The 14,151-nt window shown below is 74.2% G+C and carries 13 protein-coding genes; 10 read left to right on the forward strand and 3 right to left on the reverse strand.

The window, feature by feature from the left end; genetic code table 11:
- Nucleotides 1–23 precede the first annotated feature (23 nt).
- Nucleotides 24–2,099 (forward strand): 4-alpha-glucanotransferase, encoded by a 2,076-nt coding sequence (gene malQ / locus E1300_RS12590; protein WP_131757156.1) that lies wholly within the window; start codon nt 24–26, stop codon nt 2,097–2,099.
- A 95-nt stretch (nt 2,100–2,194) separates the two neighbouring features.
- Here the strand turns inward: malQ and E1300_RS12595 are convergent, their stop codons facing one another.
- Entirely contained in the window at nt 2,195–3,223 is a 1,029-nt protein-coding gene (locus E1300_RS12595) for a hypothetical protein (protein ID WP_131757157.1), read from the reverse strand.
- A gap of 162 nt (nt 3,224–3,385) precedes the next feature.
- Nucleotides 3,386–5,920, reverse strand: a complete 2,535-nt coding sequence (gene pepN / locus E1300_RS12600) for an aminopeptidase N (protein ID WP_131757158.1) — start codon at nt 5,918–5,920, stop codon at nt 3,386–3,388.
- A 166-nt stretch (nt 5,921–6,086) separates the two neighbouring features.
- On the opposite strand from pepN, the gene E1300_RS12605 reads away from it, so the two are divergent.
- From E1300_RS12605 to E1300_RS12635, 8 genes are all read left to right on the forward strand, one after another.
- Entirely contained in the window at nt 6,087–6,701 is a 615-nt protein-coding gene (locus E1300_RS12605; protein WP_131757159.1) for a mycothiol-dependent nitroreductase Rv2466c family protein, read from the forward strand.
- 204 nt (nt 6,702–6,905) lie between these two features.
- On the forward strand, nt 6,906–7,631 hold the full coding sequence (locus tag E1300_RS12610) for an energy-coupling factor ABC transporter permease (RefSeq protein ID WP_165502806.1): 726 nt from the start codon (nt 6,906–6,908) through the stop codon (nt 7,629–7,631).
- Nucleotides 7,632–7,646: 15 nt separating this feature from the next.
- Complete coding sequence (locus E1300_RS49995; RefSeq protein ID WP_165502807.1) at nt 7,647–8,018, forward strand: PDGLE domain-containing protein; 372 nt, start codon at nt 7,647–7,649, stop codon at nt 8,016–8,018.
- Nucleotides 8,018–8,782 (forward strand): cobalt ECF transporter T component CbiQ, encoded by a 765-nt coding sequence (gene cbiQ / locus E1300_RS12615; RefSeq protein ID WP_131757160.1) that lies wholly within the window; start codon nt 8,018–8,020, stop codon nt 8,780–8,782. The genes E1300_RS49995 and cbiQ overlap by 1 nt, the downstream gene beginning before the upstream one ends.
- The gene (locus E1300_RS12620) at nt 8,779–9,543 is read left to right on the forward strand and encodes an energy-coupling factor ABC transporter ATP-binding protein (protein WP_131757161.1); all 765 of its coding nucleotides are present in this window, start codon (nt 8,779–8,781) and stop codon (nt 9,541–9,543) included. Before cbiQ ends, E1300_RS12620 begins: the two co-directional genes overlap by 4 nt.
- A 273-nt stretch (nt 9,544–9,816) precedes the next feature.
- Complete coding sequence (locus E1300_RS12625) at nt 9,817–10,764, forward strand: ATP-binding protein (protein WP_207399678.1); 948 nt, start codon at nt 9,817–9,819, stop codon at nt 10,762–10,764.
- Between the two features lie 44 nt (nt 10,765–10,808).
- The gene (locus E1300_RS51500; protein ID WP_207399679.1) at nt 10,809–11,996 is read left to right on the forward strand and encodes a hypothetical protein; all 1,188 of its coding nucleotides are present in this window, start codon (nt 10,809–10,811) and stop codon (nt 11,994–11,996) included.
- Nucleotides 11,997–12,072: 76 nt separating this feature from the next.
- The gene (locus E1300_RS12635) at nt 12,073–12,549 is read left to right on the forward strand and encodes a ribose-5-phosphate isomerase (protein WP_131757162.1); all 477 of its coding nucleotides are present in this window, start codon (nt 12,073–12,075) and stop codon (nt 12,547–12,549) included.
- Between the two features lie 47 nt (nt 12,550–12,596).
- Here the strand turns inward: E1300_RS12635 and E1300_RS12640 are convergent, their stop codons facing one another.
- Nucleotides 12,597–12,809 carry a hypothetical protein gene (locus E1300_RS12640; protein WP_131757163.1) on the reverse strand — a complete coding sequence of 71 codons (213 nt, stop codon included), beginning with the start codon at nt 12,807–12,809 and terminating at the stop codon, nt 12,597–12,599.
- Between the two features lie 197 nt (nt 12,810–13,006).
- Between E1300_RS12640 and E1300_RS12645 the strand changes: the two genes are divergently transcribed.
- Nucleotides 13,007–14,125, forward strand: a complete 1,119-nt coding sequence (locus E1300_RS12645) for a PP2C family protein-serine/threonine phosphatase (RefSeq protein WP_131757164.1) — start codon at nt 13,007–13,009, stop codon at nt 14,123–14,125.
- The last annotated feature ends 26 nt before the right edge of the window (nt 14,126–14,151 follow it).

A 14,151-nucleotide genomic window follows, 5' to 3' on the forward strand; every position in this document is an offset into this window, starting at 1 on the left:
CCCGCCGGGGGCATGTGTGCAGCGTGGCTGAGGACGAACTGATCAGGCTGGCCGAGCGGTACCAGGTGGCGACGCACTACACCGACTGGCGGGGGAAGGAGGCGAAGGTCTCGCGCGACACGCTCGTGGCGGTCCTCGCGGCGCTCGGCGTCGACGCGGACTCCCCGCCGGAGGCCCCCGACCCGGGACGGCGCGGACCGGCGGGCGGGCACTCCCCGGCACTGCTGCCCCCGGCCGTCCTCCTGCGCCGGGGCGCGGAGCGGGAGCTCGTGCGGGCGCGGCCAGGCGAGACGCCCGAGCTCAGCGTGGAGCTGGACTCCGGCGAGCTGGTCCCGGTCCGCGGCGGGTCCGCCCGGATGACGCGGGACGTCCCGCTGGGCTGGCACCGCCTGCACGCCCGCCTCGGCGACCGGCACGAGACCGCGCCACTGCTGGTCGCGCCGGAGCGGCTGCGGCGGCCGCCGCGGATGTGGGGGCTCACCGCCCAGCTCTACTCGGTGCGCTCCGGCGCGTCCTGGGGGATGGGCGACCTCGGCGACCTCGCGCGCCTGGCGGCCTGGAGCGGCCGCGAGCTCGGCGCCGGGTTCCTCGTCGTCAACCCGCTGCACGCGACGGAGCCCGTCCCGCCGGTGGGGCCGTCGCCGTACTCGCCGATGAGCCGCCGCTTCGCCGCGCCGATCTACCTGCGCGTCGAGGACCTCCCCGAGTACGCGGCGCTGCCCGCGGACGACCGGGAGCGGCTCGCCGCCCTCGCGGCCCCGCTGCGGGCGTCCGACGGCCCGATCGACCGGGACGCCGTGTGGGCCGCCAAGCTGGAGGCCCTGGAGCTGATGTACCGGCTGCCCCGGGACGCCGCGGAGCAGCGGCGCTTCGAGGAGTTCCGGCGGCGCGAGGGCGACCCGCTGAAGGCGTTCGCGACCTGGTGCGCGCTCAGCGAGGTCCACGGCACCGACTGGCGGCGCTGGCCCGCCGAGCTCCGCGACGCCGGGGGCCGCGCCGTGGCGGAGGCCGCCGCGCGGCACGCCGACCGGGTCGGCTTCCACACCTGGCTCCAGTGGCGCCTCGACGGCCAGCTCGGGGACGCGCAGCGGGCGGCCAGGGAGGCGGGGATGCCGGTCGGCGTCGTCCACGACCTCGCGGTCGGCGTCGCGCACGGCAGCGCGGACGCCTGGATCTACCGGGACCTGTTCGCGCAGGGCATGAGCGTCGGGGCGCCACCGGACGAGTTCAACCAGCGCGGCCAGGACTGGGGGCAGCCGCCGTGGCATCCGCGCCGCCTCGCCGGGGCCGCCTACCTGCCGTTCCGGGAGATGCTGGCCGCCGCGTTCCGGCACGGCGGCGGGCTGCGGCTCGACCACGCCATGCAGGTGTCGCGGCTCTGGTGGGTGCCGGAGGGCGGGTCCCCGGCGGACGGCACCTACGTCCGCTACGACCGCGACGCCCTGCTGTGCTGCCTGACCTGGGAGGCCGAGCGGGCGGGCGCCGTGGTCGTCGGCGAGGACCTCGGCACCGTCGAGCCCGGGGTCCGCGACGACCTCGCCGACCGGGGCGTGCTCGGCACGTCGCTGCTGTGGTTCGAGCGGGGCGACACGGGCCTGCCGAAGCCGCCGCAGGCGTGGCGGGAGCTGTCGCTCGCCACGGTCGGCACGCACGACATGCCGCCGATCACCGGGTTCCTGCACGGCGACCACATCGCGCTCCGCGACCGGCTCGGCCTGCTGACCCGCCCGCTCGCCGAGGAGGTCGCCGACCACCGCCGCCAGCTCGCCGACTGGCTCGCCGTCCTGCACGCCGAGGACCTGCTCGCCGTGCCGCCCGAGGACGTCCTCGACGCCCTCGCGGACGGCTCGTCCGCCTACGACGAGCAGGTGGTCGCCGCCCTGCACGCCTTCCTCGGCCGCACCCCGGCCCGGCTCATCGGCGTCTCGCTCGCGGACGCCGTGGGGGAGCGCCGCACCCAGAACCAGCCGGGCACCACCGACGAGTACCCCAACTGGCGGGTTCCCCTCGCGGACGCCGAGGGACGTCCCGTCCTGCTGGAGGACCTGCCGACGGACCCGCACGTCCAGGCGACGCTGAAGAACCTCCCGGTCGGCTGACCACGGGGTGCCGACGCGGGGCGGTACCAAGCCGATCACGCGCCGCCGACGCGGGCCGTCACTCGGCTGAGCGTGCCGCCGACGCGGGGCGGCGCTCAGCCGAGTGCGGCCTCGATGCGGATCGTCACGTCGTGCAGCAGCGTGTCGGGGACGATCGGCGCCGTCGCGATCGCCGAGAACAGGGCGGGCAGGCCGGGCAGGGGGTAGGGGTCGGCGTCGGCGCCCTCCAGGGCGCGGCGGCCGAGGGGCTGGTGCAGCAGCGACTTCCGCGCGCGCGTCCACGCGGTCTGCACCTCCTCCGGCGACGGCACCCCGAACCCGTGCCCGACCGGGGCGGCGTGCCGCAGCCTGACCAGGGCGCTGTCGGTGAACTCGGCGGCCAGCTTGCACCGCTCGGTGAGGCCGGCGCGGACGGGCGCGTCCAGCCGCGTCATCACCGAGCACGGCGTGCGGCAGCGGGCCGCGCAGTCGCCGAGCGCGGCGGCGACCTGGCTGTGCTGGCGGTCCAGGTAGGCGCGCCAGCCGGGCGGAGGCTCCTTGGAGACGCGCAGCGTCCGCTCGCACGCGGACCGTTCCGGCCGGGTGTGGTCGCAGGTCCGCGGCGCGCCGGGCTGGACGGGCACGCCGAACCGGCTGCCCGCGCCGTTCACCGCCGCGCCGATCAGCGCCGGGTCGCCCGCGTGGCCGAGGACGGGCTCCCACGCCAGCAGCGCCAGGTACTCGCCGGCGATGTGCACCGCCGCGACGAGCGCCGCCATGTCGCGGCGGTGCCAGCGGATCGCGATGACCTCCAGCAGCAGCGCGTACGCGGGGCGCAGGCTCGCGAGGGCGCCGCGGGGCCGCTCGCGCGGCGCCTGCGGCATGCGGCTCGCACGGGCGCGGTCCAGCAGGTCGGCCGGGACCTCGCCGACCTCCTCGGGCATGCCGAAGTCCTCGGCGTCCAGGTCCAGGACCCGCTGCCCGAACGCGCACAGCGCCGCCAGCCCGTTGTGCCCAGGCGCGTGCGTCCCGTGCGTCCCGTGCGCCCCGTTCGCCTTGTGGGCGCCTTGCGCGATCAGCGCCTCCAGGTCCCCGAACGCGTACCGCCGCGCCAGTGCCCTGAGTACGTCCCGTGCGGTCTCCACTCACTCACCCTTCCACCCCGTGACCATGCGATCCATCGCCGGACGGCGCGGTGCCGCCACCCGTCCGGAGACGGCCGCATGGCCACGGAGACGCCCCCAATCGGGTCAGCGCAACCCCTGGGGGTGGACCCCCAGACCCCCAGGGCTCGCGCCCAAAAGCGGTCAGCCTGCCGCGCGGTCCTTGGCGCGGGCGCGCAGCGCTCGGGCCACGCCGTCCCGGCCCTCCGACAGCAGCCGGACGAGCGCCGCGGGGGGCCGCTCCTCGGCGATGTAGGCGTCGGTCCGGTCGACGGTGGACTGCTCGATCACGAGGAACGGGTAGGCGACCTCGGCGAACGTCTGCGACATGTCGCTGCTCCACTCCGCCCAGACCCGCCCGACCTCGGCGAAGTACCGGTCCACGTAGGGGCGCAGCAGCTCCGCCTGGTCGGGCTCCACGAAGCCGCCGAGCGTCGCCCGGTAGACGGCGTTCGGCAGCGTGCCGGACACGATCCGCTCCCACGCGGCGGCCTTCGCCTCGGCGGCCGGGATCGCGGCTTTGCCCGCGGCGGCGTGCCGCTCGCCCGCGGCGGTCCGGTCCCGCTCGTGCTCGGCGTCGATCTCCGCCTCGCCCGCCCGGCCGGTGACGACCAGCCGGCGCAGCAGCGTCCAGCGCAGATCGGTGTCGACCGTGAGCCCGTCGAGCTTCTGCGAGCCGTCCAGCAGGCCCTGGACGAAGTCCAGGTGCGCGTCATCGACGGCCGAGGCGGCGAACGCCTGGACGTAGGCGAGCTGGAAGTCCGACCCCGGCTCGGCGGCGCGGAGCAGGCCGTGCAGGGCGTCCGCCATCAGGCGGAAGCCCTCCTCGCGCCACTCCGGGTCCGCGTACTGCTGGAGGGCGAGGCGGGCCTGGCGCAGCAGCGTCTGGGTCACGGAGATGTCCGTGACGCCCGCGATGCCCTGGACGACGAGCTTGACGTAGTCGCGGGTCGCCATCTCCGCGTCGCGGGTCATGTCCCACGCCGCCGACCAGCACAGGGCGCGCGGCAGGCCGTCCTTGATGTCGCCGATGTGGTCGACGAGCGTCCGCAGCGAGTGCTCGTCCAGGCGGATCTTGGCGTAGGTGAGGTCGTCGTCGTTGACCAGCACGAGGTCGGGCCGCTTCTTGCCGGCCAGTTCCGGGACCTCGGTGCGGGCGCCGACCACGTCCAGCTCGATCCGATCCCGCCGGACGAGGCCCTCGTCCGTCAGGTCGTAGAGGCCGATCGCGACGCGGTGCGAGCGCAGCGTCGGATAGTCCTGCTTGGCCTCCTGCAGAACGGCGAAGGAGGTGAAGTTGCCGTCGCCGTCCACCTCGTAGGACGGGCGGAGCGTGTTGACCCCGGCCGTCTCCAGCCACTCCTTCGACCACGACGCCAGATCGCGTCCGGACGTCTCCTCCAGCGCGCCCAGCAGGTCGGCGAGGACGGTGTTCCCCCACGCGTGCCGGTCGAAGTAGTGCCGGACGCCCTCCAGGAAGTTGTCGCGGCCGACGTAGGCGACGAGCTGCTTCAGGACGCTGGCGCCCTTCGCGTAGGTGATCCCGTCGAAGTTGACCTCCACCGCGCGGATGTCGGGGATGTCCGCGGAGATCGGGTGCGTCGAGGGGAGCTGGTCCTGCCGGTACGCCCACGCCTTCATCAGGTTCGCGAACGTCGTCCACGAGCCCTTCCACTTCGTGGCCTCCGCCTGGCACAGGACGCTCATGTACGTGGCGAACGACTCGTTCAGCCACAGGTCGTCCCACCAGCGCATCGTCACGAGGTCGCCGAACCACATGTGCGCCATCTCGTGCAGGATCGTCTCCGCGCGGCGCTCGTAGGCGGCGTCGGTGACCCGCGACCGGAAGACGTAGTCCTCCAGGAACGTCACGGCGCCCGCGTTCTCCATCGCGCCCGCGTTGAACTCCGGGACGAACAGCTGGTCGTACTTGGAGAACGGGTACGGGCGGCCGAAGACGTCCTCGAAGTAGGCGAAGCCCTGCCGGGTCACGTCCACGATCGCGTCCGCGTCGAGGTGCTCGGCCAGGGAGGCGCGGCAGAACACGCCGAGGGGGATGACCGTGCCGTCCGCGCGCCGGTACTCGTCCCGGACGACGTGGTACGGCCCCGCGATCAGGGCGGTGATGTAGGTCGAGACCTGGGGGGTCGGGGGGAAGTGCCACGTCCCGCCGCCGGACGTCTCGGCGGACTCGTTGGTGACGACCTGCCAGTCCTCGGGGGCGCGCACGGTCAGCTCGAACGTGGCCTTGAGGTCCGGCTGGTCGAAGCACGTGTACATCCGGTGCGCGTCGGCCGTCTCGAACTGGGTGTAGAGGTACACGCCGTCGTCCACCGGGTCCACGAACCGGTGGAGGCCCTCACCGGACCGGGAGTAGGCGCAGTCGGCGACGACGCGGAGCTCGTTCTCGGCGGCCAGGCCCGGCAGCGGGATCCGGCCCTTCTCCGCGTCGTAGGACGCGGGGTCCAGGGCCCCGCCGTTCAGCGTCACCTCCCGCACGACCGCGCCGTGCAGGTCGACGAAGGTCGACGCGCCCGCCTCGGCGCTGCCGAACCGGATCACGGTGGTGGAACCGAACCGCTCCTCACCCGTCGTGAGGTCGAGCTCGACCGCGTACGACTCGACGGTGAGCAGCCGGGCCCGTTCCCGCGCCTCGTCGCGCGTGAGGTTGCCTGCCACATGTACTCCTTGGTCGGCTCAGTCTCTGTTGGTTCCCCCATGTCTACCAACCTGCCGGTGTTCCGGTCCCGGCGCCACGGCTTCGGATACCGCCGGGAAACGGGGAATGGGGGCGCCGTGCGCCGGGTTGTCGCTGCTGATACGTATCGCATCGAGGAGGCCCGCCATGGCGACCGACGCCCCGACCCCCGTCGACTTCTGGTTCGACCCGCTGTGCCCGTGGGCGTGGATCACCTCCCGCTGGATCCTGGAGGTCGAGAAGCTGCGCCCGATCGAGGTGCGCTGGCACGTGATGAGCCTGTCCGTCCTCAACGAGGACAAGGACATCCCGGAGGAGTACCGGCAGGGGCTCAAGGAGGGGTGGGGCCCGGTGCGGGTCGCCATCGCCGCCGAGCAGAAGTACGGCCCCGAGGTGCTCGGACGCCTCTACACCGAGCTCGGGACGCGCCGCCACCACGACCGGCGGAAGTTCGACCGGGAGATGATCGAGGAGGCGCTGGCCGCCGCCGGCCTGGACACCGGGCTCGCGGCCGCCGCCGAGTCGACCGAGTACGACGAGGCGCTGCGGGCGTCCCACAAGGACGGCATCGACCGGGTGGGCCAGGAGGTCGGCACCCCCGTGATCGAGGTCGAGGGCAGCGCGTTCTTCGGCCCGGTCGTCTCGCCGATCCCGCGCGGCGAGGCCGCGGTCAAGCTGTTCGACGGCGTGCTCGCGGTCGCGTCCACGGACGGCTTCTTCGAGCTGAAGCGCACCCGCACCCGCGACCCGATCTTCGACTGAGCCGGGATCCCGGCCGCGCCGGGGCATCGACCGCGCCGGGCATCGACCGCGCCGGGCACGACCGCGCCGGGCACCGACCGGGCCCGGAACGGCAGGCGAGGCGGGGTATCGCGGCGGTGAGGCAGTTGCGATCGACTTGCAATTACGAGCGGGCCGTCGTCACACTGGGTCCTACGGCTCATACCAGGTAGGACGGTGAAGGACGTGCACGTACCGGACGGATTCATCGATGCTCCGGTCTCGATCGCCGCGGGCGCGGTCGCGGTGGCAGGCGTCGCCGTCGCCCTGCGCGGCGCCCGCCGCGAGCTCGACGACCGCACCGCGCCCCTCGCCGGGCTGACCGCGGCGTTCGTCTTCGCCGCCCAGATGCTGAACTTCCCGGTCGCCTCGGGCACCAGCGGGCACCTGCTCGGCGGGACGCTCGCCGCGATCCTCGTCGGGCCGTACACGGGGATCCTGTGCGTCTCGGTGGTCCTGCTGATGCAGGGCCTGCTGTTCGCGGACGGCGGGCTCACCGCGCTCGGCGTCAACATCACCAACATGGCGCTGGTCACGGTCGCCGTCGGGTACGGGCTGTTCCGGCTGCTGCTGCGAGTCCTGCCCAGGACGCGCGCCTCGGTGGCCGGGGCGTCGTTCGCCGCCGCCGTGGTGTCGGTCCCGGCCGCCGCGGTCTCGTTCACGCTGATCTACGCCCTCGGCGGCACGACGGACATCTCGCTCGGCAAGGTCGCGGGCGCGATGATCGGCGTGCACGTCCTCATCGGCATCGGCGAGGCCGTGATCACGGCCGTGACCGTGTCGAGCGTGCTGGCCGTCCGGCCCGACCTCGTGTACGGCGCCCGCGGCCTGATCAAGCCGCTGGAGCTGCGCACCGGCGCCCCCGTCCGCCCGGCGGGCGACGCCGGCCCGGCCGAGCCGTCCCGGGCCTGAGGAGGAGACACCCAGATGACCACCAAGCGCTTCTTCGCCGGCTTCCTGCTCGTCTCCCTCGTGCTCGCGGGCCTCGTCAGCTACTACGCCAGCAGCAGCCCCGACGGCCTGGAGAAGGTCGCCTCGGACAAGGGGATCAGCGCCAAGGAGAAGGACCACTCGCTCAAGGACTCCCCGCTCGGCGACTACGGCGTCAAGGGCGTGGACGACGCGCGGCTGTCCGGCGGCCTCGCGGGCGTGATCGGCGTCGCGGCCGTGCTGGCCGTGGGCGGCGGCCTGTTCTGGGTCGTCCGGCGGCGCGGGCCCGCCGCACCCGCCACCCCGGCCGCCGGCGCTGCCTCCGGGACGCCCGCTCCGGCCTCCGAACCGTCACAGAACGCCTCCTAGTGGGCGCTGGGCACGCGCACCGGCTCTACCTGCCGGGCGACTCGGCCGTCCACCGGCTGCCGCCGCAGTGCAAGCTCGTGGCCGTGCTGGCGTTCGTCCTGCTCGTGGTCGCCACGCCGCGCGAGCGGATGTGGGCGTTCGCCGTGTACGCCGTCCTGCTCGGCGCCGTGGCGGTGACCGCGCGCGTGCCCCTGCGGGTGATCGCCCGGCGGATCGCCATCGAGGTCCCGTTCGTCGCGTTCGCCTTCCTCATGCCGTTCGTGGCGAACGGCGAGAAGATCACCGTCCTCGGGCTGCGGCTGAGCGAGAGCGGTCTCTGGGGCGCCTGGAACGTCCTCGCCAAGGGCACGCTGGGCGTCGTCGCGTCCATCCTGCTCGCCGCCACGACCGAGCCGCGGCTGCTCCTGCTCGGCATCGAGCGGCTCCGGATGCCGCAGCTCATCACGCAGATCGCCACGTTCATGCTGCGCTACGGCGACGTCGTCACGGCCGAGCTGGGGCGGATGAGGACGGCCCGGGCGTCCCGCGGGTTCGAGGCCCGCGACGTCCGGGCCACCCGAATCCTCGCCAAGTCCGTCGGGGCGCTGTTCCTGCGCTCCTACGAGCGCGGCGAGCGCGTCCACCTGGCCATGGTGAGCCGCGGCTACGACGGCCGGATGCCCGTCCTGTACGACGTCGGCGCGACCGCGGCGCAGTGGTCGGCGGCCGCCGCGCTGCCCGCGGCCGCGGCGCTGGTGGCGCTGGCTGCTTGGATGGTCCCATGACCCCGTCGCCGCCGCCGTCCCTCGAAGTGCGGGGGCTCGCCTACGCCTACCCCGACGGCACGCAGGCCCTCTACGGCGTGGACGTGACGATCGGCCGCGGCGAGCGCGTCGCCCTGCTCGGTCCCAACGGCGCCGGCAAGACCACGCTTGTCCTGCACCTCAACGGCATCCTGCACGGCGGCCTGGGCGAGGTCAGGGTCGGCGGCCTCCAGGTCGATCCCAAGGACAGGAAGTCGCTGCGGGAGATCCGCCGCCGCGTCGGCATCGTCTTCCAGGACCCCGACGACCAGCTGTTCATGCCCACCGTCCGCGAGGACGTCGCCTTCGGCCCCGCCAACCTCGGCCTGCGCGGCCCCGACCTGGACCGCCGCGTCGACGACGCCCTGCGCCGGGTCGGCATGCTGCACGTCGCCGACCGCCCGCCGCAGCACCTCAGCTTCGGCCAGCGCCGCCGGGTCGCCGTCGCCACCGTCCTCGCGATGGAGCCGGAGATCCTCGTCCTGGACGAGCCGTCCTCCAACCTGGACCCCGCCAGCCGCCGCGAGCTCGCCGAGATCCTCCTGAGCCTGGACGTCACGGTGCTGATGGTCACCCACGACCTCCCCTACGCGGCGGAGCTGTGCCCGCGCTCGGTGATCCTCTCCGGCGGCGTCATCGCCGCGGACGCGCCCACCCGCGACCTGCTCATGGACGCCGAGCTGCTGAGCGCCCACCGGCTGGAGCTCCCGTTCGGCTTCGACCCGGCCGCCGCCCTGCGCTGACCTCGCGGCTCCGGACGCGCCGCGCCCCTGCGGCGCCTCCGCGATGCCGTGCGCCTCCGCGATGCTGTGCGCTTCCGCGATGCCGTGCGCTTCCGCGGTGCCGCGCGGCGTTCCGGTCCCTTCCGCGCGCCGCCCTCTCACGCGCGGCCGCGAAGCACAAGCCGGGCCGGGTGAAATCTCGGTTCGGGGTTTCTGCTTGCACGTCCCCCCGCCCTCCGCAAGACTCGTACGCCTGGAGATGGCAATGGTTTTCATTCCGAATTGAGGGCATTCATGAAGATAGCGTTCGTGGGCAAGGGCGGGAGCGGCAAGACGACCCTGTCCTCGCTCTTCGTCCGGCACCTGGCCGGCCGGGGCCTGCCCGTCGTGGCCATCGACGCCGACATCAACCAGCACCTCGGCATGGCGCTCGGGCTCGACGAGGCCCGCGCCGCCAAGATCCCGGCGCTCGGCGACCGGCTGACCGAGATCAAGGAGCACCTGCGCGGCGACAACCCGCGGATCTCCTCCGCCGCCGCCATGGTCAAGACGACCCCGCCCGGCGCGGGCTCGCGGCTCCTGCGGTTCCGCGGCGACGACCCCGTGCACGCCCTCGGGGAGGAGGTGGACGGCGCCACCCTGCTCGCCACCGGCCCGTTCAACGACGACGACCTCGGCGTGGCCTGCTACCACTCCAAGACCGGCGCCGTCGAGCTCTACCTCAACCACCTCGTGGACGAGCCGGGCGAGTACGTCGTGGTCGACATGACCGCGGGCGCCGACACGTTCGCGTCCGGGCTGTTCACCCGGTTCGACCTGATGTTCCTGGTCGCCGAGCCCACCCGCAAGGGCGTCGGCGTCTACCGCCAGTACACCGAGTACGCCCGCGACTACGACGTCGCCATCCGCGTCGTCGGCAACAAGGTCGCCGGCGAGGACGACGTCGCCTACCTGCGCCGCCACGTCGGGGACGACCTCCTGACCTGGCTCGGCCAGTCCGCGGCCGTCCGGGCGCTGGAGCAGGGCCGCCACGGCGTCCCGCTGGAGGAGGCGAACACCGCCGCCCTCGACCGGATGCTCGCCGAGGTCGACGCGTGCCCCAGGGACTGGGACCGGTTCCAGCGCCAGGCCGTCGAGTTCCACGTCAAGAACGCGCGCAGCTGGGCCAGCCGCGCGGTCGGCGAGGACCTGGAGGCCCAGGTCGACCCGGAGTTCCGCTTCCCGGTCGCGCACGCCCGGTAATTCCGCTCTATCGGCGGCGGGCGATCCGCACTAATCTGCCCGCCATGACGACGCGGCGGATGTTCGTGGCGACGGGCGGCGCGCTGGTGCCGGTGCTCCTGCTGGCCCTGCTGTTCGGCAACCAGTGGGTCATCGACGAGATCAACAAGAGCGACTTCGAGTACGACAAGGGCATCGGCCCGCTGGTGAGCTGGCTCGAGTTCCCGTCGTGGCGCCTCACCACCCGCGGCGGCGAGGGCTCCTGGAAGTACGTGCTGACCCTCGACTTCTCCCTGATCGTCTTCCTCGTCCTGCTGGCCATGCTCGTCCTGGTGGGGATCCGCTCCGTGGAGCCCCGCCAGGGCCTGCTCGGCGCCGTCATCACCGGCTGGTGGGCCACCGTCGTCGCGGCCGGCCTCGCGGGCTTCCTGCGCGGCTTCATGGTCCACTGGGCGCTGGACTTCCCCGACCCGATGATGGCGCGGACCGTCTGGAGCAGCGCCGCCAACGGCGCCGGCTTCGGCTTCGCCTTCGGCTGGCTCGCCGGGCTCGGCGCCCTCGCCGGCTTCCTGATCATCCGCCAGCGCGAGTACGCCCCGGGCCAGGCCGCGCCCGGCGGCCCCCTGCCCCCGGGCGGGCCGCTGCCGCCCGGCGGCCCCATGCCGCAGATGGCCCCGCAGACCGCCCCGGGCGCCCAGGGACTCCCGCCGCAGCACCCGGCCTCCATGCCGTACGTCCCGCCGCCGGGCACGCCGCAGCAGCCGCCCGCGTGGGGCGCCGCGCCCGGCCAGGCCTATCCGCAGCCGTACGCGGGCGGCGGCCTGCCGCCGCAACCCGGCGCCGTCCCGCCCCATCCGGGAGCCGTGCCGCCTCAGCCAGGGGCCGTCCCGCCTCAGCAGGGAGCGGTACCGCCGCAGCCCGGCGCCGCTCCGGCGCAGCCCGCGACGCCCGTCCAGCAGCCCGGTGTCTGGGGACGGCAGCCGCAGGCCCAGCCTTCCGCGCATCCCGCACCGGAACCGGCCCCGTCCGTGGAGACCCCGCCGACCGGTGAGGAGACCCCGAAGGACGCGGAGGAGACCCCTCCGGACGACTCTCCGACGCCGCCCGAGCCCGCCGGAGGCGCCTCCGAGCCGAAGGACGAGCCGTCCGGCGACGCGCCGGACCGCTCCACCCCGCCGGAGAGCACGGGGCCGTCCGACCAGACCATGGTCGACCGCAGGCGCGAGGACGACGACCTCCCGCCCCCGCGCTGATCCGGACGCCGGCCCCGGCGGCGCGGGCGTCCGACCCGCGCACCGGCGGGCGGCGGCCGCCTGCGAGAATCGGCGCATGCGCGTCTTCCTTGGAACCGACCATGCCGGCTACGAGCTCAAGGAGCACCTGGTCTCCTGGCTGAAGGCCAACGGGCACGAGGCCGTCGACTGCGGCGCGTTCGAGTACGACGCCGTCGACGACTACCCGCCGTTCGTCCTGCGCGCCGCCGCGCGGACCGCGGCGGAGCCCGGCACCCTCGGCATCGTGCTCGGCGGGTCGGGCAACGGCGAGGCGATTGCCGCCAACAAGGTGCGCGGCGTGCGCGCCGCGCTGGTCTGGAACGAGGAGACCGCCCGGCTCGCCCGCGAGCACAACGACGCCAACGTCATCAGCCTGGGCGCCCGCCAGCACGACGCGGCCACCGCCACCCGGTTCGTCGAGATCTTCCTGACCACGCCGTACTCCGGCGAGGACCGCCACACGCGCCGCATCGAGATGCTCGGCCGGTACGAGCGGACCGGCGACCTCCCGCCCCTTCCGCACGAGTCCTGACCCCGGAGCGACCCCACCCCCGCCGAACCCGGGCCTCCGGCCGGGGGTCAGGTGTCGTTCTCGGGTGGCTTGCGGGTGCCGCCGCGCTTGCCGAGGCGGCGCCGCTCGTTCTTCGCGGCCTTCGTGCGCCGTGCGGGCTCGGCGGCCTTCGGTGAGCCAGGCCCGGTCGCCTCGCCCTCGCAGCCGTCCGGGCGCGGCCGCGAGACGTCCCGGGCCCGCATCGCCGCGTCCACCGTGATCCGCATGCCTGGCTGGACCATGCGCCGCCTCCTCGCCGTGCCTCGATCACCCATTGGACACCATGCGGACGGGTTCCGGCACCCCCGGCGGCGCGCGCGGGACGGCCCGGGCGCGTCGCACGGTGACCGAGGTCACGGAACCGTGGAGCGTTGCAAGACGCCGCCGCTGGCGCGGATGGCCGCCGACCGGCGCCAATGCTCGATACAGTGCCGGAGTCATGCTGCAACGACTGGTGCACCTCCTGCCGCCGAGAGTGCGCGCCGTCCTGCGCAGGGTTCCGCCGCTGGTGGCCCTCTACCGCTGGCTCAGGCGGGGGAAACTGACCCGCGAGCGCTACGTGTTCGTGGCGCTCGCGCTGCTCGCCATCGTGATCGGTTTCGCGTCGGCGACCGACACGCGCGGGCTGGCGCCGTCGGGCGCGCTCGTCCTCACGGTCCTCGGCGGCGGCCTGCTGCTGCGGGTGCGGAGCCTGATCGCGCTGCTGGTCGTCGTGATGGCGATGGTCGCCTACGACGCCTGGCACGACATCGCCGCGGTGGGGCCCGGCGTCATCGCGACGCTGGCGATCACGGCGGTGCTGGCGCTGACCCTCGCGCGGACCCGGCAGCAGCTCGGCGTGCAGGGCCTGCGCGGCGACTCGATGCTGCTGGAGCTGCGCGACCGGCTGCGGCGGCAGGGGCAGATGCCCGAGCTGCCGGACGGCTGGGACTCCCAGGTCGTGATGCTCCAGGCGGGCGGGTCGTCGTTCGGCGGCGACTTCGTGGTGTCCGCCAGCCACGGCGACGCGCTGGAGGTGGCGCTCGTCGACGTCTCCGGCAAGGGCACCGATGCCGGGACCCGCGCGCTGATGCTGTCGGGGGCGTTCGGGGGCCTTCTTGGATCGATCCAACCCGACCGGTTCCTCCCGGCCTGCAACGACTACCTCCAGCGCCAGCGCTGGGACGAGGGCTTCGTCACGGCCGTGCACGTCGTCGTCGACCTGCGCACGGGCGAGTACACCGTCGAGTCGGCCGGGCATCCGCCCGCGGTGCAGTTCGACGCGGGCAGCGGCGCCTGGCAGGTCAGCTCCGCCAAGGGCGTGGTGCTCGGCGTCGTCCCCGATCTGCGGTGCGTCCCCGAGCGCGGGCTGCTGCGCCCCGGCGACGCCCTGCTGCTCTACACCGACGGGCTGGTCGAGTCGCCCGGCAGCGACCTCGACGCGGGGATCGACCGGCTGCTCGGCGAGGCGGAGCGGCTCGTGCCGCAGGGCTTCCGCAAGGGCGCGCGCGAGCTGGTCGAGCGCATGGCCGCCGCCCGCGACGACGACTGCGCCCTCGTCCTGATCTGGCGCACCTGACCGGGCCGGATGACGGCTCCGCGGGC

Origin of the sequence: Actinomadura fibrosa (assembly GCF_900659615.1) — a bacterium.
Lineage (GTDB): Bacteria > Actinomycetota > Actinomycetes > Streptosporangiales > Streptosporangiaceae > Spirillospora > Spirillospora fibrosa.

Excerpts from the sequence above, each read along its gene's own strand:
- E1300_RS12605 (WP_131757159.1), top strand. The coding sequence starts at position 6,087 with ATGGCGACCGACGCCCCGACCCCCGTCGACTTCTGGTTCGACCCGCTG.
- E1300_RS49995 (WP_165502807.1), top strand. The coding sequence starts at position 7,647 with ATGACCACCAAGCGCTTCTTCGCCGGCTTCCTGCTCGTCTCCCTCGTG.
- E1300_RS12620 (WP_131757161.1), top strand. The coding sequence starts at position 8,779 with ATGACCCCGTCGCCGCCGCCGTCCCTCGAAGTGCGGGGGCTCGCCTAC.
- E1300_RS12625 (WP_207399678.1), top strand. The coding sequence starts at position 9,817 with ATGAAGATAGCGTTCGTGGGCAAGGGCGGGAGCGGCAAGACGACCCTG.
- E1300_RS51500 (WP_207399679.1), top strand. The coding sequence starts at position 10,809 with ATGACGACGCGGCGGATGTTCGTGGCGACGGGCGGCGCGCTGGTGCCG.
- E1300_RS12635 (WP_131757162.1), top strand. The coding sequence starts at position 12,073 with ATGCGCGTCTTCCTTGGAACCGACCATGCCGGCTACGAGCTCAAGGAG.
- E1300_RS12640 (WP_131757163.1), bottom strand. The coding sequence starts at position 12,809 with ATGGTCCAGCCAGGCATGCGGATCACGGTGGACGCGGCGATGCGGGCC.
- E1300_RS12645 (WP_131757164.1), top strand. The coding sequence starts at position 13,007 with ATGCTGCAACGACTGGTGCACCTCCTGCCGCCGAGAGTGCGCGCCGTC.